Source organism: Stenotrophomonas sp. CASM114 (genome assembly GCF_049384325.1).
GTDB classification, from domain to species: domain Bacteria; phylum Pseudomonadota; class Gammaproteobacteria; order Xanthomonadales; family Xanthomonadaceae; genus Stenotrophomonas; species Stenotrophomonas muris.
Window position 1 is genome coordinate 39462 of the sequence record NZ_JBMRGJ010000016.1, and the last position, 23797, is coordinate 63258.

20 protein-coding genes are annotated in these 23797 nt (G+C 66.7%); 10 read left to right on the forward strand and 10 right to left on the reverse strand.

What is annotated here, in order from left to right; genetic code table 11:
• The first annotated feature begins 17 nt into the window (after positions 1–17).
• Positions 18–620: a glutathione S-transferase family protein gene (locus VG566_RS14875; RefSeq protein WP_032958433.1), complete on the forward strand. Its 603-nt coding sequence runs from the start codon at positions 18–20 to the stop codon at positions 618–620.
• 67 nt (positions 621–687) lie between these two features.
• Here the strand turns inward: VG566_RS14875 and VG566_RS14880 are convergent, their stop codons facing one another.
• Positions 688–1695: a zinc-binding alcohol dehydrogenase family protein gene (locus VG566_RS14880; RefSeq protein ID WP_014648942.1), complete on the reverse strand. Its 1008-nt coding sequence runs from the start codon at positions 1693–1695 to the stop codon at positions 688–690.
• 91 nt (positions 1696–1786) lie between these two features.
• Here VG566_RS14880 and VG566_RS14885 point away from each other — a divergent pair, with 91 nt between their 5' ends.
• Genes VG566_RS14885 through VG566_RS14895 form a run of 3 tightly spaced genes read left to right on the forward strand, consistent with a single transcriptional unit; the run spans position 1787 to position 3834 of the window.
• Positions 1787–2758 (forward strand): LysR family transcriptional regulator, encoded by a 972-nt coding sequence (locus VG566_RS14885; RefSeq protein ID WP_032958436.1) that lies wholly within the window; start codon positions 1787–1789, stop codon positions 2756–2758.
• A gap of 15 nt (positions 2759–2773) precedes the next feature.
• Complete coding sequence (gene leuE / locus VG566_RS14890) at positions 2774–3403, forward strand: leucine efflux protein LeuE (protein ID WP_005411716.1); 630 nt, start codon at positions 2774–2776, stop codon at positions 3401–3403.
• Positions 3400–3834 carry a hypothetical protein gene (locus tag VG566_RS14895; protein WP_032958439.1) on the forward strand — a complete coding sequence of 145 codons (435 nt, stop codon included), beginning with the start codon at positions 3400–3402 and terminating at the stop codon, positions 3832–3834. Before leuE ends, VG566_RS14895 begins: the two co-directional genes overlap by 4 nt.
• Before the next feature lie 23 nt (positions 3835–3857).
• Here the strand turns inward: VG566_RS14895 and VG566_RS14900 are convergent, their stop codons facing one another.
• A complete protein-coding gene (locus VG566_RS14900; protein ID WP_032958441.1) occupies positions 3858–4760 on the reverse strand; it encodes a LysR family transcriptional regulator in 903 nt (300 codons plus the stop codon).
• A gap of 121 nt (positions 4761–4881) precedes the next feature.
• Between VG566_RS14900 and VG566_RS14905 the strand changes: the two genes are divergently transcribed.
• Positions 4882–5877 (forward strand): aldo/keto reductase, encoded by a 996-nt coding sequence (locus VG566_RS14905; RefSeq protein WP_241884711.1) that lies wholly within the window; start codon positions 4882–4884, stop codon positions 5875–5877.
• A 175-nt stretch (positions 5878–6052) separates the two neighbouring features.
• Complete coding sequence (locus VG566_RS14910; protein WP_049442542.1) at positions 6053–7480, forward strand: amino acid permease; 1428 nt, start codon at positions 6053–6055, stop codon at positions 7478–7480.
• Positions 7481–7572: 92 nt separating this feature from the next.
• Here the strand turns inward: VG566_RS14910 and VG566_RS14915 are convergent, their stop codons facing one another.
• Together VG566_RS14915 and VG566_RS14920 are read right to left on the reverse strand one after the other, a co-directional pair.
• Positions 7573–8814, reverse strand: a complete 1242-nt coding sequence (locus tag VG566_RS14915; RefSeq protein ID WP_241884710.1) for a dipeptidase — start codon at positions 8812–8814, stop codon at positions 7573–7575.
• A 135-nt stretch (positions 8815–8949) separates the two neighbouring features.
• Positions 8950–10119, reverse strand: coding sequence for a class I SAM-dependent rRNA methyltransferase (locus VG566_RS14920; protein ID WP_032958445.1), 1170 nt, complete (start codon positions 10117–10119; stop codon positions 8950–8952).
• A gap of 385 nt (positions 10120–10504) precedes the next feature.
• Here VG566_RS14920 and VG566_RS14925 point away from each other — a divergent pair, with 385 nt between their 5' ends.
• Together VG566_RS14925 and VG566_RS14930 are read left to right on the forward strand one after the other, a co-directional pair.
• On the forward strand, positions 10505–11467 hold the full coding sequence (locus VG566_RS14925) for a TerC family protein (RefSeq protein WP_014648950.1): 963 nt from the start codon (positions 10505–10507) through the stop codon (positions 11465–11467).
• Positions 11468–11573: 106 nt separating this feature from the next.
• A complete protein-coding gene (locus VG566_RS14930) occupies positions 11574–12344 on the forward strand; it encodes a rhomboid family intramembrane serine protease (protein ID WP_053494817.1) in 771 nt (256 codons plus the stop codon).
• 153 nt (positions 12345–12497) lie between these two features.
• On the opposite strand, the gene VG566_RS14935 is transcribed toward VG566_RS14930, so the two are convergent.
• From VG566_RS14935 to rpmH, 6 genes are all read right to left on the reverse strand, one after another.
• Positions 12498–13604: a glycerophosphodiester phosphodiesterase gene (locus VG566_RS14935; protein WP_241884709.1), complete on the reverse strand. Its 1107-nt coding sequence runs from the start codon at positions 13602–13604 to the stop codon at positions 12498–12500.
• 147 nt (positions 13605–13751) lie between these two features.
• Entirely contained in the window at positions 13752–15101 is a 1350-nt protein-coding gene (mnmE, locus tag VG566_RS14940; RefSeq protein WP_014648953.1) for a tRNA uridine-5-carboxymethylaminomethyl(34) synthesis GTPase MnmE, read from the reverse strand.
• 3 nt (positions 15102–15104) lie between these two features.
• Positions 15105–17777: a polysaccharide deacetylase family protein gene (locus VG566_RS14945; RefSeq protein ID WP_241884708.1), complete on the reverse strand. Its 2673-nt coding sequence runs from the start codon at positions 17775–17777 to the stop codon at positions 15105–15107.
• 115 nt (positions 17778–17892) lie between these two features.
• A complete protein-coding gene (yidC, locus tag VG566_RS14950) occupies positions 17893–19608 on the reverse strand; it encodes a membrane protein insertase YidC (RefSeq protein ID WP_241884707.1) in 1716 nt (571 codons plus the stop codon).
• Positions 19608–20102: a ribonuclease P protein component gene (gene rnpA / locus VG566_RS14955; protein WP_080053031.1), complete on the reverse strand. Its 495-nt coding sequence runs from the start codon at positions 20100–20102 to the stop codon at positions 19608–19610. The genes yidC and rnpA overlap by 1 nt, the downstream gene beginning before the upstream one ends.
• A gap of 5 nt (positions 20103–20107) precedes the next feature.
• Complete coding sequence (rpmH, locus tag VG566_RS14960) at positions 20108–20248, reverse strand: 50S ribosomal protein L34 (protein ID WP_005411729.1); 141 nt, start codon at positions 20246–20248, stop codon at positions 20108–20110.
• A gap of 255 nt (positions 20249–20503) precedes the next feature.
• Here rpmH and dnaA point away from each other — a divergent pair, with 255 nt between their 5' ends.
• On the forward strand, positions 20504–21835 hold the full coding sequence (gene dnaA / locus VG566_RS14965; RefSeq protein ID WP_014645405.1) for a chromosomal replication initiator protein DnaA: 1332 nt from the start codon (positions 20504–20506) through the stop codon (positions 21833–21835).
• Positions 21836–22110: 275 nt separating this feature from the next.
• Entirely contained in the window at positions 22111–23211 is a 1101-nt protein-coding gene (gene dnaN, locus VG566_RS14970) for a DNA polymerase III subunit beta (protein WP_005411731.1), read from the forward strand.
• Positions 23212–23797 lie beyond the last annotated feature (586 nt).

Genomic DNA, 23797 nt, shown 5'->3' on the forward strand with positions numbered 1-23797 from the left:
CTGCCCCGGAAGCCCCCATGCTCGCTCTGTACGGAAAACCCACCTCCATCAACGTGCGCAAGGTGCTCTGGCTGTGCGCCGGCCTCGACCTGCCACTTCACCACGAGCCAGCGCCGCCGACGGACCTGCTGGCCACACTGAACCCGAACCGGCAGGTGCCGGTGCTGCGCGATGGCGGCTTCGTGCTGTGGGAATCCAACAGCATCTGCCGCTACCTGGCCGTACGCGCTGGCCGTGATGACCTGCTGCCCCGCGCGGCACAGGATCGTGCGCGGGTCGAACAATGGATGGACTGGCAGGCCAGCGACCTCAACAGTGCCTGGCGGCACGTGTTCATGGCACGCGTGCGCCAGCATCCGGACTACCCGGACGATGCCCGCGCCGAGGCCAGCCTGGTCCAGTGGAACGGCTTGATGGGCGTGCTTGATGCCCAGTTGGCCGCTGGCGGCTACGCCGCTGGCAACACCTTCACCCTCGCCGACATCGTGCTCGGGCTGTCGACCCAGCGCTGGCGCAGCACACCGGGCCACAAGCCGGCGCTGGCACACGTGGGCGCCTGGTTCGAGCGCCTGCGCCAGCAGCCCGGTTTCGCCGAACACGTCGACAACGGCGTGGCCTGAGGCAGGGGTCGGATCCCTTTCCCGGGGCAAAGGGATCTGACCCCAAGGGTGCGGGAACGACCCGGCCTTACCAGCCTTCCAGCACGATCTTGCCCTTGGCGCGGTGGCTCTCCAGCAGCGCGTGGGCGCGCCGCAGGTTGGCCGCGTCGATGCGCCCGAAGTGCTCGCCCAGCGTGGTCTGCAGCACGCCCGTGTCGATCAGCTCGGCCACACGGTTCAGCAGGTCGTGCTGGCGCTGCATGTCGGCGGTGCGGTACAGCGGCCGGGTGAACATCGACTCCCAGTGCAGTGACAACGCCTTGCGCTTGAGCGCCATCACGTCCACCTGGCCAGGATCATCGATCAGCCCCAGCTGGCCCTGCGGCGCCAGCAGTTCCACGATCTGCGCGTAGTACTGGTCGGAGTGGGTCAGGCTGGCCACATGCTGCACTTCGCTGATGCCGAGCCGCGCCAGTCCCTCGGCCAGCGGCAGGCGGTGGTCGATCACGTGGTGCGCGCCCATTGCGTATGCCCAGTCCTGGGTATCCGGACGCGAGGCGGTGCCGATCACGGTCAGCCTGGTCAGCTTCCGCGCCAGCTGCACCAGGATCGAACCGACACCACCGGCAGCACCGATCACCAGCAGGGTCTGGCCCTCGCCACCACCCTCGGGGATGCGCAGGCGGTCGAACAGCAGCTCCCAGGCGGTGATTGCAGTCAATGGCAGCGCCGCGGCGGCGGCATCATCGAGGCTGGCCGGCTTGCGCCCGACGCTGCGCTCGTCCACCAGCTGGTACTCGGCATTGCTGCCCGGGCGGTCGATGACGCCGGCGTAGTAGACCGCGTCGCCGGGCTGGAACAGGGTCACCTCGCTGCCCACCGCGTCGACGATGCCGACCGCATCCCAGCCCAGTACGCGCGGGCCATCGGTGGCCACGCCGCGGCGGACCTTGGTGTCGACCGGGTTCACCGCCACCGCGCGTACCGCCACGCGCAGGTCGCGGGGGCCGGGCTGCGGCAGCTCCAGTTCGATGTCGATCAGGGCCCGGGCATCATCGATCGGCAGGCCGGCGTGGGTATAGGCAATGGCGCGCATGGCAGCGGTCCAGTGGGGAAGGAGGCGACAGGTTGCGCCGCGCGCGCTCCCTCGGAAAGGCGCAGAATCGGGCAGCACTTTCACTCTGGCGATGAAGATGATCCGCTTCGACGATCTGCAGCTGTTCGTCCGCACTGCCGCGCTGGGCAGCTTCTCGCAGGCCGCCCGCGAGGCCGACCTGCTGCCGGGGCAGGTCGCTGCGGCGGTGGCACGGCTGGAGCGCGAGCTGGACCTGCGCCTGTTCGTGCGCACGACCCGCAGCCTGCGCCTGACCGGCGAGGGCGCGCTCTACCTGCCGTATGCGCAGGAGGTGCTGGCCACCCTGCGCGAAGGCCAGGCCCGCGTGCAGGGCGAGGACACCGAGCTGCACGGCACGCTGCAGCTGTCGGCGCCGTCGGACTTCGGCCGCAACCTGCTGCTGCCCTGGCTGAGCGCGTTCCGCGCCGCGCACCCGCGGCTGCGCCTGCACCTGCGCCTGTCCGACGAGGTCGCCGACGTGTTCCGCGAACCGGTCGACGTGGCCATCCGCATCGGCCACTTCGATGACGCCAACTACGTAGCCCTGCCCCTGCTGGAAGGCAACCGGCGCGTGCTGGCCGCCTCACCCGGCTACCTGCAGCGGCGTGGCCCGCCCACGCGCCTGGAGGATCTGCGCGAGCACGACTGCCTGGTCTATCAACTCAATGGCCGCGCCTACGATCGCTGGTCGTTCGAGGTGGACGGGCGCCGCAGCGTGGTTCCGGTACGCGGCCCGCTGGTCTGCGACGACGCCGACGTGGTGCGGCGCTGGGCCGTGGCCGGCGAAGGCATCACCTACAAGTCCTGGCTGGACCTGCGCGAGGATGTGCAGGCCGGGCGCCTGCAGGTGCTGCTGGACGGCGTTGGCAGCAGCATCCCGCTGCAGCTGGTGTGCCCGCATCGCAAGCAGTTCTCACCCGCCGTGCGGCAGCTGCACGCGCAGCTGCGCCAGCACCTGCAACCGCTGCTGTCCGGGATGCCGGTTGGCCCCACCGGCCCCCTGTCGCCCGCCGCAGCGCTGGCCGACAATGGCGGCCCCCCGTAACAGAAGAGCACCGCCATGCCGTGGATGGGCATCCAGGACCTGTGGACGTTTCTGGTCGCCGTGCTGGTGTTTCTCGCCCTGCCCGGTCCCGGTACCTTCACGCTGCTGACTGCCACCGGCCGTGGCGGCGTGCGCGGCGGCTACACCGCACTGGCCGGCCTGCTGGTCGGCGACCAGATCCTGATGTGGCTGGCGCTGGCCGGCGTGGCGGCGCTGCTCAAGGCCAATCCTCTGGTATTCCACGCCGTGCAGTACCTCGGCGCGGCCTACCTGGTGTGGGTCGGCATCAGCCTGCTGCGCACGCCCAAGCACGAGGGCGGCGACGCCGGCCCGATCCGCATGCAACCCGGCCGCTACTTCCAGCAGGCGATCCTGGTCAGCCTGCTCAACCCGAAGGCGATCCTGTTCTACATGGCCTTCCTGCCGTTGTTCATCGATCCGAAGGCGCACCAGGGCATCGCCACCTTCGCCGCGCTGGCCGGCATCATCCTGGTGGTCAGCATCGCCTACTGCTCGATGCTGATCGGCGTGGGCAACCTGGCCCGCCGCCGGTTGATCCAGCACCCGCGGATCAGCGATGCGCTGCGCCGCGTGGCCGGCCTGTTCCTGGTGGGGTTCGGCATCCGGTTGGGGTTGAACGGATGATCCGGCGCGTGCTGGTGCTGGTGCTCATCGGGCTTCTGGCCGACACCGCAGCGGCCAGCGTGCAGGACCATCGCTGCCTGACGGGCGGTCGCAACGACGGCATCCACCTGCTGTGGCGCTGGCTGGACGATGGAAGCGCCGACGTGCAGTACGCCGGGCAGCGCGGCCGCCTGCAGCTGCAACGGGTGTCGCAGGAAACGACGGCGCTGGACGAAGACCGCCCGTACCAGTTCGACAGCGTGTGGGAAGAGCGCATCGACGGGCGCCTCAACGGCCGCTACCTGCTGAGCACGCAGGGCGCGCTGGTACTGGATCTGAGCTACGAACGCGCCCGTGATGGCCGTCGCACCACCTTCCACGATGACGGCGAGGCGTGGCAGGAGGATGGCTGCCATTGGCCGGGAGGCGTAGCGGCGCGCGTGGTCGATTGAAGCATGCCAACCAAGGTTGGCATCTACCGGTCGTGCATCTCCGCGCGCAGGTGGTCGATGAACACCCGCAGCTTGGGCGCCATCTGCTCACGCGCGGGGTAGTACAGGTGGAAGCCGGGGAATGGCGGCTGCCAGTCCTGCAGCACGCTCTGCAGTCGCCCAGCGTTGATGTCGTCGGCCATCAACGAGGCGAAGCCCTGGGCCATTCCCAGACCCGCCAGCACGGCACCATGGGCGACGCCGGCATCGTTGAACACCAGCCGCCCGCTCACTTGCACGTCCAGGTCGTGGCCGTCGCGGCTGAACTCCCAGGGCATCAGCCGGCCGTTGGCCAACCGGTGCACGATGCAGGCGTGGCCCTGCAGGTCATGCGGGGTCTGCGGCACGCCATGGCGTTCGAAATAGGCCGGCGTGGCTACCACCACCTGCCGCTCGGGTGGCCCGACCGGCACCGCGATCATGCCCTGTGCGAGTGATTCGCCCAGGCGGATGCCGGCGTCGAAGCCCTCGGCCACCAGATCGGTCAGCGCGGGGTCGACGCACAGTTCCACCTGCACCTGCGGGTAACGCGCAAGGAAGTCGGGCAGCCGCGGCAGCACCATGCGATCGGCGACGATGCGCGGCAGGGTCACGCGCAGCCGCCCGGCAGGCACCGAGCGCGCGCTGTCCAGTTCGGCAAATGCCTGGTCGATCTGGTCCAGGCCGCCGCGCACGCGCTGCAGGAAACGCGCGCCGTGCTCGGTCAGGTTGACCCGCCGCGTGGTCCGCTGCAGCAGCCGCACGCCCATCCGCGCTTCCAGCGCGCGCACGCTCTGCGACAGCGCCGAGGTCGACACACCCAGGGCATCGGCGGCGCGGGTAAAGCTGGCGTGCTCGGCCACGTGGACGAAAGCGACCACAGCAGTGAGCGGGACGGAGGCATCCATTGTGAAGGCAGCCTTCAAGGTAAGTCCGGTGACACGCAGTTTATCCACATGATGGCGTGGAGGATGCTGTGCCCCTCGCCACTGCCCATCCAGACGTGGCGCCTTCCCCAAGGAGATCCACATGAAGACCCGTACTCTCGGCCCCGCCGGCCCCACCGTGTCCGCCCTCGGCCTGGGGTGCATGGGCATGAGCGCGTACTACGGCGGCCGCGGCAGTGACGATGACGGCATTGCCGTCATCCGGCACGCGCTGGACCGTGGCGTGACCCTGCTCGACACCGCCGATGTGTATGGCCCGCACACCAACGAGGTGCTGGTCGGTCGCGCGATTGCCGGCCGCCGCAACCAGGTGTTCCTGGCCAGCAAGTTCGGCATCGGCCTGGACCCGGCTGACCCGAAGGCGCGGCAGATCAACGGCCACCCGGACTATGTGCAGGCCGCCTGCGAGGCCAGCCTGCGCCGCCTGGGCGTGGACCACATCGACCTGTACTACCAGCACCGCGTCGACCCGACCGTGCCGATCGAGGACACCGTGGGTGCGATGGCACGCCTGGTGGAACAGGGCAAGGTGCGCTGGCTGGGCCTGTCCGAGGCCTCGGCGGCCACCCTCCGCCGCGCCCATGCGGTGCACCCGATCACGGCGGTGCAGAGCGAGTACTCGCTGTGGTCGCGCGAGCCGGAGCAGAACGGAGTGCTGGTCACCACGGCGGAGCTGGGCATCGGCTTCGTGCCGTATTCGCCGCTGGGCCGTGGCTTCCTGACCGGCGCCATCCGCAGCCCGGACGACTTCGACGCCGACGATTACCGGCGCACCTCGCCCCGCTTCGAAGGCGAAAACTTCCAGCGCAACCTGGCACTGGTGGATACCGTGCAGGCGCTGGCCGCCGAGCGCGGCATCGCTGCCTCGCAGCTGGCGCTGGCCTGGGTGCTGTCGCGCGGCGGGCACATCGTGCCGATCCCGGGCACGACGCGGCGGGCACGGCTGGACGAGAACCTCGCTGCACTGCAGGTGGAACTGGATGCGGCCACGCTGGACGCATTGGATGCGGCCTTCCCGCTGCATGCCGCGGCCGGCGAACGCTATTCGGTCAGCGGCATGGCCAACATCGAGTCGTAGCAGCGGCCGGGACGAACGCACACCGGTGGCTACCGCCGGATTGTGCCGATTCCGGCAGCGTGGCTGGGGTGCAGCGCGCGCCCCGCCATGCATGACCCCCGTCAGTGGTAATGCTGCGCTGCGTTCGGTCACACTCGGGAACTTGTCGTTCTTAGTCACCCCTTCCGAGGCCTGCATGTCCCTGTTCCGGCGCAAGTCCCTAGATTCCGTCACCGTCCACGAAGCCGGCAGGCGTCTGATCCCGACGCTCAGCTGGCCGCACCTGATCGCACTGGGCATCGGTGCCATCGTCGGCACCGGCATCTACACGCTGATCGGCGTCGGTGCCAACCTGGCCGGCCCGGCCGTGCTGATCTCCTTCGCCATCGCCGGTGCGGTCTGCGCCTGTGCGGCGCTGTCCTATGCCGAGCTGTCGACGATGATGCCGGCCGCCGGCAGCGCCTACACCTACAGCTACAGTGCGCTGGGCGAGGTGTTCGCCTGGGTGGTGGGCTGGAGCCTGATCCTGGAGTACTCGCTGGTGGTGAGTACGGTGGCGGTGGGCTGGTCCGGCTACTTCGTCGGCTTCCTCGAATGGGTCCACACCCAGTTCGGCTGGAACGTGCACCTGCCGGCCTGGCTGGCAGCCGGCCCGCACGTGGAAGGCGGCATGATCAACCTGCCGGCGATCATCATCACCTGGCTGGTGGCCGGCATGCTGATGGCCGGGACCAAGGAAAGCGCCACGCTCAATGCCATCCTGGTGGTGTTCAAGCTGATCGCGCTGGCGATCTTCGTGGCCGTGGCCCTGCCTGCGTTCGACAGCGCCAACCTGCAGCCGTTCATGCCGTATGGCTTTGCCAAGTCGATGGGCCCCGATGGCGTCGAGCACGGCGTGATGGCGGCAGCGGCGATCATCTTCTTCGCCTTCTACGGCTTCGATGCGATCTCCACTGCTGCGGAGGAGACCAAGAACCCGGGCCGTGACCTGTCGATCGGCATCATCGGTTCGATGATCGGCTGCACCATTGTCTACGTGCTGGTGGCGCTGGCCGCAGTGGGTGCGATGAGCTACGCCGTGTTCGGGCACAGCGCCGAGCCGCTGGCGCTGATCATGCGCCAGCTGGGCCATCCGACAGCGGCGATGGTGATCGGCGTGATTGCGATCATCGCGCTGCCGACCGTGCTGCTGGCCTTCCTGTACGGCCAGAGCCGCATCTTCTTCGTGATGAGCCGCGACGGCCTGCTGCCGCGTGGCCTGTCCAAGGTCAACGCGCGTACCGGCACGCCGGTGGCGACCACACTGTTCACTGCGGTGGTGGTGTCGGCGCTGGCCGGCGTGGCCCGCCTGGACGAGATCGCCGCGCTGGCCAATGCCGGTACCCTGGCCGCGTTCACTGCCGTGGGCGTCTGCCTGGTGGTGCTGCGCCTGCGCGAACCGAACCGCGAGCGCAGCTTCCGTACGCCGGCTGCTTTCGTGGTCGGCCCGCTGGCCGCGCTGGGCTGCATCTACCTGTTCCTCAGCCTGCCGCACAGCACCCAGCTGTACTTCCTGCTGTGGAACGTGGCCGGCCTGGTGCTGTACTTCCTGTACAGCCGCCGCCACGCACTGATCGCGAAATAACCGGATCACCGGTAGTGGCGGCCGCGGGCCGGCACCTCTCATCCTGTTGATACGGGCAATGCCGGCCAGCGGCCGGCACTACCACAGGGCGGTCAACCGCCCTGCTTTGCGGCGTAATCCTGCGCCTGGCGCATCACCCGCAGCAGGTTGCCGCCCCAGATGCCGGCAATCTGCTGCTCGGTATAGCCCTTGCGCAGCAGCCAGGCGGTGATCTTCGGCAGCTGGCTGACATCGGGCAGGTCACTCAGGCCACCGCCGCCATCCCAGTCCAGGCCGATGCCCACGTGCTCGGGGCCGACCACCGTGAGGATGTGCTCGAAGTGGGCGAAGAAGTCGTCCAGGCTGGCATGCCGCACGGGGTGTTCATGGTCCAGTGCCTGTTCGGCTTTCAGCAGGGCCACGCCCTGCTCGATGCCCATCCCTTCCCAGCCGCCCAGCTGCCTGCTCAGCGCTTCTTCGGCCTGCGTGCGCTCGGGCGTCTTCGCGGTGTCGATCAGGTAGCCGCCATAGGCGTTCACCTGGATCACGCCGCCGGCCTTGGCCAGCTTGCGCAGCCGCGCGTCATCCAGATTGCGCGGATGGTCGTAGACCGCCTTGGCCGAGCTGTGCGACAGCACGAACGGCACCGGCATCATCGCCAGCAGGTCATCGAACACCGCGTCCGAGGCATGTGACTGGTCGATCACGATGCCCAGCTTCACCGCCTGCCGCACCAGTTCCTTGCCGGCCGGGCTCAGGCCCTTCCACTCCGCGCCCTTGGGGTCGGTGGCCGAATCGGCGAACTCGTTGTTGGCGAAGTGCACGGTACTGAGCAGGCGCAGGCCGGCACGGTGGTAGAACGAGAGCAGGCTGGGGTCTTCCACCAGCGGGCTGGCATTTTCCATGCTGATGTAGACCACGCGCTTGCCGGCGGCCTTGATCCGCGCCGCATCATCGGCGGTCAGTGCCAGCGCGAAGCGCGCGGGATTGGCCGCCAGCATCTCGCGGATTTCCAGCAGTCGCTGCAGGCCGTGGTCACGCTCGGCCAGGTGGGCCGCTGCGCTGCGATCGCCCTGGTCGGTGTAGATCGCCCAGAAACCGCCATCGAGCGCACCTTCGACCATGCGCGGGTAGTCCACCTGCGAAAGCGCGTTGCGGTCGTGGCGCTGCTCGATGTCGAAGCCGGTCCGGCCGAAATTTGCCGGCGTATCCAGATGGCTGTCGAGCGTGACCAGGCGCTGCTGCAGCGCCTTGGCACGGGCCAGTTCCTCGGCGCTGAACTCGATGGCATGAGCCGACAGCGGCGCGCACAGCGCCACGGCGAGCACGACGGACAGGTGGCGCAACGATGGCATGGGCTCTCACCGGCAATGGGAAGAGCCCGACCATAGCGCTGCACCCGGCCTTTTTGTAGAGCCGAGCCCATGCTCGGCTGCCAGACAGATCAGCCGAGCGTGGGCTCGGCTCTACAGAGATCGGCAGTGACGCGGTCAGTCCACCACGCGGCAGAACACGGCCTTCAGGTAACGCGATTCCTGCACGTGGGCCATGAACGGGTGGTCCGGACCGGCGCCGGCCACCTTCAGGATCTGGATCGTGCGGCCGGAGAAATACGCCGCGCGGCGCAGCATGTCGAGGAACTGGTCCTCGGCCACCAGGCCGGTGCAGGAGAACGTGGCGAACAGGCCGCCCGGCTTGACCACGCCCAGCGCCAGCTTGTTCATGTCCAGATACTTCTTCAGCGCAGTGATGACCTGGTCGCGGTCGCGGGTCATCTTCGCCGGGTCCAGGATCACCACGTCGTACTGCTCGCCACGATTGGCCGCATCACGCAGCCACGGGAAGATGTCGGACTGGACGAACTTCGGGCGCACGTTGTTCAGGCGCGAATTGCCCTTGGCGATCTGGATGACGTCTTCATCGATGTCGATGCCGACCACTTCCGAGGCGCCTCGCGCCGCCGCGTACACCGCAAAACCGCCGGTGTTGCAGCACAGGTCCAGCACGCGCTTGCCTTCCACCTGCTGGCTCAGCCACTCGCGGTTCTCGCGCTGGTCGGCGAAGAAGCCGGTCTTGTGCGCACCGGCCGGGTCGGCGCGGAACTTGATGCCGTACTCGGTGATCACCGACGCTTCGGTGGTGGTATTGCCGTGGAAATCGAAGCTTTCCTGTTTCTGCACGTGCTCATCGGCGAAGCTGTGGAAGCGGCAACCCGGGAACTGCTCGCGCAGGGCGTCGTAGATCCACTCGCGGTGGCGGAACATGCCGGCGGCGAAGAATTCGACCACCACCAGGTCGCCGTAGCGATCCACCACCAGGCCGGACAGGCCGTCGCCTTCGCTGTGCACCACGCGCCAGGCGTCGGAGACCGCGTCGAGCTTGAGCACCTCACGGCGCAGTGACACCGCCTGGGCAATCTTGCGCGAGAACCAGCCGGCATCCACCGGCACGTTCTGGTCGGTCTCAAGGATGCGCACGGCAATGCGCGAATGCCCGTTGTAGAACCCGCGGCCAATGAACTCGCCATCAATGCCGACCACGTCGACGATGGAACCGGGCTTGGGCCGGACGGTCGGCTTCTCGACCAGTTTCTGGAAGATCCACGGGTGGCTGGAGCGCCACGCATTCTTGAGGCGGACAATCGGAAGGGGGGTATTCATCCACCCATTGTAAACCGGGCGCCGGGGTCAGATCCCCGCAGGGGCTCTGACCCCCGCCGGCGTGCCAACCAAGGTTGGCACCCACCAGGCCGGAACGGGCTCGGGAATGGGATCAGAGCCCCTACGGGGATCCGACCCCTCTTCCCCATTTGACGGCGGCCCAGCCAGACGGCAGAATCGGCGCCAGAAGGGGAGTAGCTCCCAGACGTTGTCGCCGTCATTTCGAGCCCGCAGGCTCCGGTGCAACGGCAGTTCCAGCCGACTGGAACTGCGAGCGAGACCTTCGCCGTACTGGCGAAGCTCTGTCCCTGGATCCCCCTCCCGATCCTCCGTTGCAGATCCTCGCCGTCCGGCCTGGCATTCATCTTTCCAACGGACATTCCCAATGCAGACGATCGGTAACGTGTGGTTGTGGGGCGGCTTCGCAGCGGTGGTGGTCATCGCCCTGCTGGTCGACCTCGTGTTGATGCGCCATGGTGGACCGCACAAGGTCACCTTCAAGGAAGCCCTGTGGTGGTCGATCGGCTGGGTCGCGCTGGCCCTGTTGTTCAACGCCGGCCTCTGGTACTACCTGAATGAGACCGCCGGCCAGGTGGTGGCCAACAAGGTCGGCCTCGAATTCCTGACCGGCTACCTGGTCGAGAAGGCGCTGGCGGTCGACAACATCTTTGTGTTCCTGATGATCATGAGCTACTTCGCAGTACCGGAGGAGCAGCGCCAGAAGGTGCTGATCATCGGCATCCTGGGTGCGATCGTGCTGCGTACGATCATGATCTTCGCCGGCAGCGTGCTGATCAGCCAGTTCCATTGGCTGCTCTACGTGTTCGGCGCCTTCCTGCTGTTCACCGGCTGGAAGATGTGGTTCGCCGCCGGCCAGGAACCGGATCTGGAAACCAACCCCGCCCTGCGCTGGATGCGCAAGCACCTGCGCCTGCTGCCGGACTACGCCGGCAATGCGCTGAGCGTGAAGCGCGATGGCGTGCGCTGGTTCACCCCGCTGTTCGCGGTGCTGATCCTGATCGCGGTCACCGACGTGATCTTCGCCGTGGACAGCATCCCGGCGATCTTCGCGATCACCACCGACCCGTTCATCGTGCTCACCTCCAACGTGTTCGCGGTGCTGGGCCTGCGTGCGATGTTCTTCCTGCTGGCCGGCATGGCCGACCGCTTCCACCTGCTGCCGTACGGCCTGGCGCTGGTGTTGGCCTTCATCGGCATCAAGATGATGATCATCGACCTGTTCAAGATCCCGACCCCGGTGTCGCTGGGCGTGGTCGCGGTGATCATCGCCGCCACCGTGGTGCTGAGCCTGAAGTACCCGCCGAAGGAAGGCTCGGGCCACGCCTGAGCCTGGGCGGTGGGAAGACGCGGCCGGCGGGATTGTCCCGCCGGCCGCACCCACTCTCCCGCAACAGTGGCCTTGGTTTCGCGCCAGCCACCGCCATTGCTGAGGTATGGACAACAACACGCCCCTGCCCGCCGGCGACGTGCCGGCCCCCCGCAATGACCGCTCGCGCATCCTGCGGGCGTTCAATGTCAGCCTGGCGGCCGTGCTGGTGCTGGTGGCCGTGTTCGCCCTGCAGGGCACGTTCGACTGGCGACCGTGGGCGGTTGCGCCGCTGGAAGCCAAGGGCCTGCTCGGCCTGATCGGCGGCCCGATGCTGCATGCCTCGGTCGAGCACATCGCCGCCAACAGCATCGCCATCCTGATCCTCGGCACCCTGGCCGGCAGTGTGTATCCCAAAGCCACCGTGCGCGCCCTGCCCCTGCTGTGGCTGGGTTCGGGCCTCGGCGCGTGGATGCTGGGCAATCCGGGCAGCGTGCACCTGGGTGCCAGTGGCGTGACCCACGGCCTGATGTTCCTGCTGGCCAGCCTCGGCCTGCTGCGCCGCGACCGTGCGGCAATCGCCACCGGCCTGATCGGCATGCTGTTCTATGGCGGCATGCTGATGACGATCCTGCCGCATGCCGATGGCGTGTCCTGGCAGTCGCACATGGGCGGCGCCTTCGCCGGCATCATCGCCGCGCTGCTGTTCCGCAACGCCGATCCGGTGCCGCCGCGCCAGCGCTACAGCTGGGAAGACGAAGAAGACGAGGCCGAGCCGCTGGCCGACGACGAGCTGGAGCCGCCGTCTCCGCAGCGCGTGCCGGTGTTGTGGCAGCCGCGCGAGGGCCAGGACTACGTGGTGATCCCGTTCCGCCGCCCGGACGAGCCGCGCGGTTGAGGTGACGGTCGTGCCGGCCACTGGCCGGCAACCTCATGAACCGGTAGTGGCCGACCTTGGTCGGCGCGGTTGTTGCGTGCCAACCAAGGTTGGCACCTACCAGAGCACACCGGCCCCCGGGTAGCGCCGGGCCATGCCCGGCGCGTTGATCGCTCAGTTCCCCGCTGTGCCCATCCCATCCACCGCCTGCCGGCCCAGCGCCGGATCATCGGTGAAGAAGGCATCGATGCCGGTCGCCAGGTAGGCGCGCATCTCGGCGATCGAGCCTTCGACGTTGCGCGCGTTGTCGGCGCCCTTGCGCAGGTTGCTGGGCTGGAAATGGTTCTCCGGGCGGAAAGTGTACGGAATCACCATCAGGCCGGCCGCATGCGCATCACGTACCAGCGCGGTCGGCGTGCCCAGCGCACCCTTCGCATCCAGCGGAATGATCGAACGCAGCTCGGGGCCGATGCCATCGGCGTAGCCGGCGATGTCCTTCAGCCCGGCCGGGGTCATCATCTGTGCGTAGGTCAGCGTGCCGCCGGCCTTGGCGATGTCGGCCGGCTGGGTATCGCCCTTCCACAGCAGCTGCAGCAGGCGGATGTTGCTGCCCCGGCCGATCTTGCCATGCAGGTAGCGCAGGTTGGCGGTCTCGAACGACTGGATCGTGACCGGGCCGACATTGGTGTACGCGTTGCCACGCAGCGCGGCCAGCAGCTTGTCTTCCATCGGCAGGCCGATGGACTGGAAATAGGTCGGGTGCTTGATCTCCGGCACGAGGCCGATGCCACGGTTGGCGCGCCCGGCCTGCTGCACCAGGAAGGCCAGGATCTCATCCAGGCTGGCGATGCGGAACTGGCCGTCGTAGGCGGTGCTGCGCAGTTCCGGCAGGCGCTCACGGGCGTACAGGGTCTTCAGCTCGGCCAGGGTGAAGTCCTCGGTGAACCAGCCCTCGACCTGCTGCCCATCGATCACCTTGCGGGTGCGGCGGCTGGCGAACTCCGGATGCGAGGCGACGTCGGTGGTGCCGCCGATCTCGTTCTCGTGACGGGCCACCATCACCCCGTCCCGGGTCATCACCAGGTCCGGTTCGATGTAGTCGGCGCCATCGGCGATGGCCTGCGCATACGAGGCCAGGGTGTGCTCGGGCAGCAGTGCGCTTGCCCCGCGATGGCCGTAGACCGACACCTTGGGCACGGCCGGGGTGGAGGATTCAGCACTCATGGCCACCGATGGTGCCACGGCCAGCGACAACAGCAACGCACAACCCCACGACTTCACTGCGACTTCCCCAAGCGGTATGTGATGGGCGTCAGTATGCGGCGGCAATGTGACAGGTGGGGGACCTGGGGTCGGATCCCCGCAGGGGCTCCGACCCCGTGGCGGAACCGTGCAGGGTCAGAGCCCCTTTGGGGATCTGACCCCGTGTTACTTGCCGATGCAGAAACTGGAGAAGATCCTCCCCAGCAGATCATCGGCACTCATCTGCCCGGTGATCTCACCCAGCGCATCGTGGGCCAGCCGCAGTTCCTCGGCGGCCAGCTCCAGGTGCTCGTGCGCCAGCTCGCCATCGGCGCGCTGCGCATGTTCCTGCGCGCGTTCAATCGCATCCACGTGGCGCGTGCGCGCGGAGAACTCGCCGTCCACCTGCTCACCGGCACCGGCCGAAGCAATCGAACGCAGGCGCGCATGCAGATCGTCGAGCCCGGCGCCGGTGGCGGCCGAAACGAACACCCGATCCGGATCAGCCAGCGACGGCAACGCCGCCAGCAGATCCGACTTGTTGTGGATGTAGACCTTGTGCGGTACCGCGGCCACGGCCTCGCCCAGCGCCGCTTCACCGGCCGCCGGATCGCGCGCATCCAGCACGATCAGCGCCAGGTCGGTGCGCTCGATTTCCACGTGGGCGCGGCGCATGCCTTCGCGTTCGATGGCGTCGCCGCCGTCGCGCAGGCCGGCGGTGTCGACCAGGGTCAGCTCCAGGCCATCCAGGCGGATGGTTTCGCGCAGGGTGTCGCGGGTGGTGCCGGCGATGTCGGTGACGATGGCGCGTTCGCTGCCGGCCAGCGCGTTGAGCAGTGAACTCTTGCCGGCATTGGGCGGACCGATCAGCACCGCGTGCAGGCCATCGCGCAGGCGACGGCCGCGTTCGGCATCGCGGCGCAGAATGGCCAGATCGCTGCGCGCCTGTTCCAGCCCACGCCGTACCTGCGCGCCACCGAGGGTATCCAGCGGTTCGTCGGCGAAGTCGATGGCCGCTTCCACGTGGATGCGCAGCAGCACCAGCTGCTCGACCACCGCATCGATGCGGCGCGAGAACACGCCATCCAGTGAACGACGCGCCGCGCGTGCGGCACGGTTGTCGCCCGCGGCGATCAGGTCGGCGATGGCCTCGGCCTGGGCCAGGTCCAGCTTGCCGTTGAGGAACGCCCGTTCGCTGAACTCACCCGGCCGCGCCTGGCGCGCACCGAGCGCGATGCAGCGCGCGACCAGCTGCTGCAGCAGCACCGGGCTGCCATGGCCCTGCAGTTCCACCACCTCTTCGCCGGTGAAACTGTTCGGTGCCGGGAACCACAGCACGATGCCATCGTCGATGACCTCGCCGTCGGCATCACGCAGGCGCGCGTAGTGCGCGTGGCGCGGGCGCAGTGCAGGCGCCCCCAGCGCATTGGCAATCGCCGCAGCGCGCGGACCGGACAGGCGCAACAGGCCGACACCGCCGGCGCCGGGGGCGCTGGCGATGGCCACGATGGTGTCGGTGCGGATCGCGTCGTTCATGGCTCAGAGCTTCTCCAGCTGCGCGCGCGCCTGGGCCGCGCCACTGCCCTGCGGCTGCAGCGCCAGGTAGGTGGTGTAGGCCTGCTTCGCCTTGGCCTTGTCGCCGGCGTTGAAGTAGGCATCGCCCAGGTTCAGATGGGCCACCGCGCGCGACGGGTCGATCTTCAGCGTGTTCTCCAGCCAGCGCGCGGCTTCTGCATAGCGCTGCTGGCGGTAGTAGACGAAGCCGAGGTTGTTGGCGGCCTGGGCGAAATCAGGACGCAGCTTCAGCGCTTCGGCGAACTGCGCGGCTGCCTCGTCGTACTGCTTCTCGCGGTACAGCTGCAGGCCGCGGTCGTTGGCCTGCTGCGCGCGCTGGCGGTCGGACGCCGGGCCAGCGGTGGGCACCACCAGCTTGGCCTTGCCACCCTGCAGGTCGGCCACCGTCACCGGCGCCTGGCTGCCCTTGGCCTCGCTGGCCGCATCCACCTTGTTGTTCAGCGCGATCGCATCGGCGGTCAGCTGGCGCGTATCGGCGTTGAGGAATTCCTGGCTGTCCGGCACCTGGAACACGAACTCGCCGCCCTGCGAACCGGGCAGGCTGCCGAAGGCCGGGGTCTGGTGCGAGACCGCCGATACGGCCGGCGCCACGTAGGCGGCCAGCTCGGTACCGGTGATCAGGCCGTCGCCGTTGAGGTCGCCCTTGCCGGCCAGCGCCTGCAACAGCACCCAGGTGAACACCGAATGGCCGTTGGGGCCAGCATCGGCTACCTGCTGGTCGGCACCACCGGCGGTCAGCATCTGCCGCGCGCTGCGACGCGCGTTCTCGCGCAGGAACGACGACGACGACGGCCCACCGCGGGTCAGGCCCAGGCCGCTGTAGCAGGCATCCATCACGAACATCACATGCTTGGCCTGCATGCTCTCGGCAATGTTCTGGATGTCGGTCATCGCGATGGCGTCGGTGGCGAATTCCTTCGGGTCCGAATCGACCGGAATGATGTAGCCCAGGTCGCGCCCGGAAGCGAGCTGGCGGGTCGCGCCATGGCCGGCGAAGAACACGAACACGCGGTCGTTCTTGCCGGTGCGGTCATCGGCCAGGCGATCGTGGAAGGCCGCGAGGATGTTGTTGCGGGTCGCCTGCTCGTTCTTCAGCACGATCACCTGCGAGGACGGGAAGCCGAACTGCCCGGTCAGGGTATCGGCCACCGCCTGCGCGTCGTGGCTGGCGTACTCCAGCTTCGGCCACTTGGCATAGTTGTCGATGCCGACCACGATCGCCCAGGACTTCTCGTAGCCGGTGGTGACCGTGGCGGCACCGGCTTCACCCTTGCGCGCACGGGCGACAGTGAAGTCACGGCCGTTCCAGCCGGCGAACTGGTAACCATCGGCGATCAGCCGGTCGAGGATCTGCGGCAGCGCCTTCACCGCACGATCGTGGATGTCGTGGAACAGGATGATGCCGCGCTGTTCCTTGTTCACCTGGTCTAGCACGCGCTGCACGATCGATTCCGGTACCGGGTCGGCCCAGTCCATCGAGTCGATGTTCCACATGATCGACTTCAGCCCGGCCTCGTTGAGCAGCTGCAGGCCTTCGGCATTGCGCGCGCCATACGGGAAACGGAACAGCGGCGCGCGCTTGCTGTCGACATCCTTCAGCAGCGTGTCGGTGTCGAGCACCTGCTGGCGCAGCGCGTCACCGGTGGTGCGCGACAGCTGAGCGTGGGTCAGGCTGTGGTTGCCGACCGCATAGCCCTCTTCCATCAGGTTGCGGCTGATCTTCGCCATCGGGCCGAGGCTGACCTTGCCATCGGCCTCGACCTTGCCAAGGTTGCGGCCCACTTCAAAGAACACGCCCGGCACGTCGTAGCGCTTGAGGATGGCCACCACTTCATCGGTATAGGCCTTGTGCGGGCCATCGTCGAAGGTCAGCACCACGGTCTTGGCCGGCAGGTCGCGGCCGAAGATCTCGCGGTCGCTGTCCTTCATCGACATCGGGTAGGGCTCGATCACGCCGTAGTCGCGCAGGATCGCTTCGCGGCTGTAGTCCTTGTGCAGGTGGGCGATGTAGTCGTCCCACTTCTCACGCTTCAGCTCGATGGCACGGGTGCGCTCGAAGCGGCTGAAGATGCGGGTCAGTTCCTGGTTGTAGTTTCGCTCGATCTCGTCGAGTGCCTCCAGGTCCTCGCCGATGCGCTGGTGCAGCTTGACCGCCGGCAGCGACGAATCAGTGCCGACCCGCTCATGCAGATCACGCAGCACTTCGCGGAAGGCCAGGCGGTCGGCGTCGAACAGTTCCGGCGCCGACTCGATGTAGTCCAGCACGGTGCCGAGGGTGGCGAAGCGCTGCGGGCTGGAGCCGCGCAGCAGGGTGTCGAACTGCGCGGCGATCGCCGTGCGCTGTTCCAGGCCATCGTGGAACAGCTGCTGGCCCACACGCGTGGAGGTGACGCGGTCGGCGGCCGATTGCTGTTCCTCGTCTGCCAGCAGCACGATGATCCGGCGGTAGCCGTCGAGCTGCTTCTGCAGCGCCGCCAGCAACGGCGCGGCGGCCGGATCGGCGGCGGCCGCGGCCTGCGCGCTTGGCTGGGTGACGGTGGTCGCCGGCGCCTTCGCGTCCTTGTCGCCGCAGCCGGCAACAACCAGGGTCAACAACAGCGAGGGCAGGAACAGGCGGAACGACGACGCACGCGGCATGGCGGACTCGAAGGTGGGAGGAACGGTGTGCCGGCGATTCTAACGCCGCATGCGAAAAGCCCGCCTTGCGGCGGGCTTTTGCTGGGGTCAGCCGGCCAGCGGCCGGCTCTACCGATTACTTCTTCTTGACCGGGGCCGGAGCGGTCGTGGCCGCAACCGGCTCGCCGCCATGGCGCTTGGTCATCCACCACTGCTGCAGCAGGCCCAGGCCACCGTTGACCACCCAGTACAGGACCAGGCCGGACGGCATGAAGGCCATCATGACGCCGAACACCAGCGGCATGAACTGCATCATCTTCTGCTGCATCGGGTCCATGCCCGGTGCCGGGGTCAGCTTCTGGGTGAACCACATCACTGCCACGTTGATGACCGGCAGGATGAAGTACGGGTCGCGTGCGGTCAGGTCCTGGATCCAGCCGAACCAGGGCGCCTGGCGCAGTTCGACCGATTCCACCAGCACCCAGTACAGGGCGAAGAAGATCGGCATCTGGATGAGGATCGGCAGGCAGCCGCCCATCGGATTGATCTTTTCCTTCTTGTACAGCTCCATCATCGCGGTCTGGAACTTCTGGCGGTCATCGCCATAGCGTTCCTTCAGCTGCGCGATGCGCGGCTGGAAGCGGCGCATCTTGGCACCGCTCTTGTACTGGGTCGCCGACAGCGGGTACAGCACCAGCTTCAGCAGCACCACCAGGCCGACGATCGCCCAGCCCCAGTTGCCGACCAGCTTGTGCACCTGGTTCAGCACCCAGAACAGGCCCTGGCCGATCACCGCCATCATCGAGAAGCGGCTGTAGTCGACCACGCGGTCCAGGCCCGGCACGTCTTCCTTGGCGATCAGGTTGACCAGCTTCGGGCCGACCCATAGGCGGGCCTCGGTGCTGGTGGACTGGCCCGGGGCCACGGTGAAGGCCGGGCCACGCGCTTCAATCAGGTCACGACCGGCCACCTGCGACAGCACGTAGTGCGCGGTCTGGTCCTTCTGCGGGATCCAGGCGGTGAAGAAGTGGTGCTGCAGCATCGCCAGCCAGCCGCCGGTGATGTTCTGGTTCAGTGCGCCGTCGTCCAGGTAATCCTTGAACGCACGACGCTGGTACTTCTTGTCGTTGTCGTACCAGGTGGCGCCGTTGAAGCTGAACGAATCCGGGTTGGTCATGCTCCGCGACAGGATGGTCGGGGTGCGGTCCAGGGTGCGGTAGACGTAGCCGTTCCACGGTGCGGCGCCGGCGTTGCTGACTTCGTCCTTGAAGCGCACGGCGTACTCGTTGCGCGAGACGGTCAGGGTGCGCTTGATGGTCACGCCGTTGTCGGCGGTCCACACGAACGGGATCTGCAGTTCGTTCTGGCCCTTGGCCAGCACGAAGTCCTTGGTATCACCGACCAGCTTGAAGCCGTCAGCGCCGGGAACCGGGCTGTTCTTGTCTTCGCTGGCCCAGCCGCTGATCGCGCTGTACGGATGCGCGGGGTCTTCGGTCAGCAGGCGAACCGGCGGGCTGCCTTCGTCCTTGGTCTGCGGGAACTGCAGCAGCTCGGCATCCAGCACACGGCCGCCGTCCAGCACCAGGCGCAGCACGTCGGTGGTGACGGTCACGCGCTGGCTGGCCGGGGTGGCGCTGGCCTGGGCCTGCACAGCGGCCTGGCCCGGCGCACCCGGGACCTGCGCGCTGGGGATGCTGCCCGGGGTCGCGCCCGGAACACTCTGTGCAGCAGCCGGGGCCGACGTGGTCGTCGGTGCCGGGGTCGGAGCAGCCTTTTCACGGCTCCACTCCATCCACAGCAGCACGGCCACCATCAGCCAGGCAAAAATGAGGAATACGCGGGTCTGGTTCATCAGCGGACAGGCTCGGCGGGGCCGGGACGCGATGCCGGCTCGGTCAAAGAAGGAGTTGCGATGCCATCAGGCGGCGGCATTGTGCCGTCCACGCCCGGCGCGGGCAATGCACGCAGGCGACGCAGCAGGCGCAGGAAGGCCTGGCGGATCTCGTCGTTGCTGGCGGAACGCGCAGCACTACGCGCCACGACGACGAAGTCGCCTGGCTGGATTTCGGTACGTGTCTGACGCAGGATGTCGCGCAGGACGCGCTTGATCCGGTTACGCCCCACGGCGTTCGGATCAACCTTGCGGGAAACCGCCAGACCCAGCCTGGCCGGCCGGTCAGCCGGCAGCCAGTGCAGGGTCATCAGCGGATCGGACACACGGCGGGCGCCGTTGAAGACCGTTGAATATTCGGCACGCGTGCGAACCCGCGCAGAGCGAGGGAATCGCTTGCGCGGGTCTGCAGTATTCACTGTCGAAGGGATTGCGTCTGCCGCGGGGTGCGGCATGGCAATCAGGCGCTCAGGACTTTGCGGCCCTTGGCGCGGCGACGCGACAGGATCTTGCGGCCGTCAGCGGTCTTCATACGGGCACGGAAGCCGTGGTCGCGCTTACGCTTGAGGTTGCTGGGCTGGTAGGTGCGCTTCGTGGCCATTGGGGGCCTCTCGTATGAATGGGACGGAAAGAACCGGAAATTCTAGAGAGGTACCCTACCCCGCGTCAACCCCTGGCAGCTACGCGAATTCACCGGGCTGTGCAATAGCTGTGGATGTTTTTGTGAATAAGTAGGGGACAAGCATTCCGAAGGCGGGCGCTCGGTGGTAGTCTGAGCCATCCATTTCCCCCCTTTCCGGCCTGTGTTTGGGCGCCTTGTCGCGTCCATGCCCCGGCCACCGGACGATTATTGCTGATGGATGCCTGGTCCCGTAGTCTCGAGCGCCTCGAAGCGGAGTTCCCGCCGGAAGACGTTCATACCTGGTTGAAGCCGCTGCAGGCCGATCTGCGCGTGGACAGCCTGGTGCTGTATGCACCGAATGCCTTCATCGTCGACCAGGTCCGCGAGCTGTACCTGGCCCGGATCCGCGAGCTGCTGGCGCATTTCGCCGGTTTCAGCGACGTTTTTCTTGAAATCGGCTCGCGCCCGCGCCCTGTGGAGGCGCAGAACGCGCCGGTTTCCACGCCCTCGGCGCATGTGTCCAGCGAACCGCAGGTGCCCTTCGCCGGCAATCTGGACAGCCACTACACGTTCGCCAACTTCGTCGAAGGCCGCAGCAACCAGCTGGGCCTGGCCGCCGCCTTCCAGGCAGCGCAGAAGCCGGGCGACCGGGCGCACAACCCGCTGCTGCTGTACGGAGGCACGGGCCTGGGCAAGACCCACCTGATGTTCGCCGCCGGCAACGCCATGCGCCAGGCCAATCCAGGTGCAAAGGTGTTGTACCTGCGTTCGGAACAGTTCTTCAGCGCGATGATCCGGGCCCTGCAGGAAAAGACCATGGATCAGTTCAAGCGCCAGTTCCAGCAGGTGGATGCGCTGCTGATCGATGACATCCAGTTCTTTGCCGGCAAGGACCGCACCCAGGAAGAGTTCTTCCACACCTTCAACGCGTTGTTCGATGGCAAGCAGCAGATCATCCTGACCTGCGACCGCTATCCGCGCGAAGTCGAGGGCCTGGAAGCGCGCCTGAAGTCGCGGCTTGCCTGGGGCCTGTCGGTCGCGATCGAACCGCCGGACTTCGAGACCCGCGCCGCGATCGTGCTGGCCAAGGCGCGCGAACGCGGTGCCGAGATTCCCGATGATGTTGCGTTCCTGATCGCCAAGAAGATGCGCTCCAACGTGCGCGACCTCGAGGGCGCGCTGAATACCCTGACCGCCCGCGCCAACTTCACCGGCCGCGCGATCACCACCGAATTCGCCCAGGAAACCCTGCGCGACCTGCTGCGCGCCCAGCAGCAGGCGATCAGCATTCCCAACATCCAGAAAACCGTTGCCGACTACTACGGCCTGCAGATCAAGGATCTGCTGTCGAAGCGTCGGACCCGCTCGCTGGCCCGTCCCCGCCAGGTCGCCATGGCCCTGACCAAGGAACTGACCGAGCACAGCCTGCCCGAGATCGGCGACGCCTTTGCCGGTCGCGATCACACCACGGTGCTGCATGCCTGCCGCCAGATCCGGACCCTGATGGAAACCGACGGCAAGCTCCGCGAAGACTGGGACAAGCTGATCCGGAAGCTGAGCGAATGATGCACGGATGCCGATGAGGCGTCATCGCACAAAACGGTGCAGAATCCGGTAGCAAGCGCGGGACACGTTGTGGATAAAAATGCCGTTTGAAATCGCGCCAGATTTATCCACAGCTTTCCCCACCCCTTGGGGGTCGGTAATGCAGAGGGTTTCGAGGTCTGAAATACCTTTAATTACAAAGACTTAGCATTGTTTTCCAGCGATTCTGTCTCTACCAGCACCACCAAGCTTTTGATTTATTCCACATTTTTTAAAGCATAGGGGCACGGAACCACATGCGTTTCACACTGCAGCGCGAAGCCTTTCTCAAGCCGTTGGCACAGGTCGTCAACGTGGTCGAACGCCGCCAGACCCTTCCGGTTCTGGCCAATTTCCTGGTCCAGGTGCAGAACGGCCAGCTGTCGCTGACCGGTACCGACCTGGAAGTGGAGATGGTGTCGCGGATCGCGGTTGAAGATGCCCAGGACGGCGAAACCACCATTCCCGCCCGCAAGCTGTTCGAGATCATCCGCGCCCTGCCCGACGGCAGCCGGATCACCGTCTCGCAGACCGGAGACAAGATCACCGTGCAGGCCGGTCGCAGCCGTTTCACCCTGGCCACGCTGCCTTCGAACGACTTCCCGTCGGTGGATGAAGTGGAAGCCACCGAGCGCGTGGCCATCGGTGAGGCGACCCTGAAGGAGCTGATCGAGCGCACCGCGTTCGCGATGGCCCAGCAGGACGTGCGCTACTACCTCAACGGCCTGCTGTTCGACCTGCGCGGCGATGCCCTGCGTACCGTTGCCACCGACGGCCACCGCCTGGCGCTGTGTGAAACCGATCTGGCCAAGCCCAGCGGGTCCAAGCGCCAGATCATCGTGCCGCGCAAGGGTGTGACCGAACTGCAGCGCCTGCTGGAAAGCGGCGATCGCGAGATCGAGCTGGAAGTCGGCCGCAGCCACGTGCGCGTCAAGCGCGACGATGTCACCTTTACCTCGAAGCTGATCGACGGCCGCTTCCCGGACTACGAAGCGGTGATTCCGATCGGTGCCGACCGTGAAGTGAAGGTTGATCGCGAAGCGCTGCGCGCCTCGCTTCAGCGCGCCGCGATCCTGTCCAACGAGAAGTACCGCGGCATCCGCGTGGAAGTCTCGCCGGGCAACCTGAAGATCAGCGCGCACAACCCGGAACAGGAAGAAGCCCAGGAAGAGATCGAAGCCGACACCACGGTCAGCGATCTGGCCATCGGCTTCAACGTGAACTACCTGCTGGACGCTCTCTCCGCCCTGCGCGATGAGGAAGTCATCATCCAGCTGCGCGATTCCAACTCCTCGGCGCTTGTACGTGAGTCCAGCAGCGAGAAGTCGCGCCACGTGGTGATGCCGCTGCGTCTCTGACAGCTGCTGTTCCACGTGGAACCGAACGACGCCCGGGATCTTCCCGGGCGTTTTTTTTGCAGGTTCCACGTGGAGCATCTAGAAGACTCAGTTCTCCGGACGACGTCACTTCCGTCGATGGGCTCGGTTGAAATCCGTTGCCTTTCCGGGATGTTCGTCTCGATCGTTGAAAACAGGATCGCTGAATCGTAGCAATGACGAGTCGCGATTGATCGAAAGTCCAGGTGCAGGATCCGATACTCGTCGCCTGTCCCCAGATCTGGCCAGACAGGGACCGATGATCCTGCATCGCGGCGCGATGGACTTCCCTCTGCAAACGCCGCTGTCCACAGGGAAGATTCGATGCAGATTGGGGCAAGCCTAGCTTCTAAATCTGGGTATAAATCTAAAGCATGGTGGTGATGGTAGAGCCAGATCTCGTGGAAAAACACCTTATCTGACTGATTTAAAAGGAATTTATGCACCTGAAACCCCCTGTATATCGGCCTCCCAGCCTGGGGGGGAACCTGTGGATAGTTTCGAAGGCATGGCAAAAGGGCTTTTTTATCCACAGATTGCCCATACCTTGTGTATAAGTCATACAGGG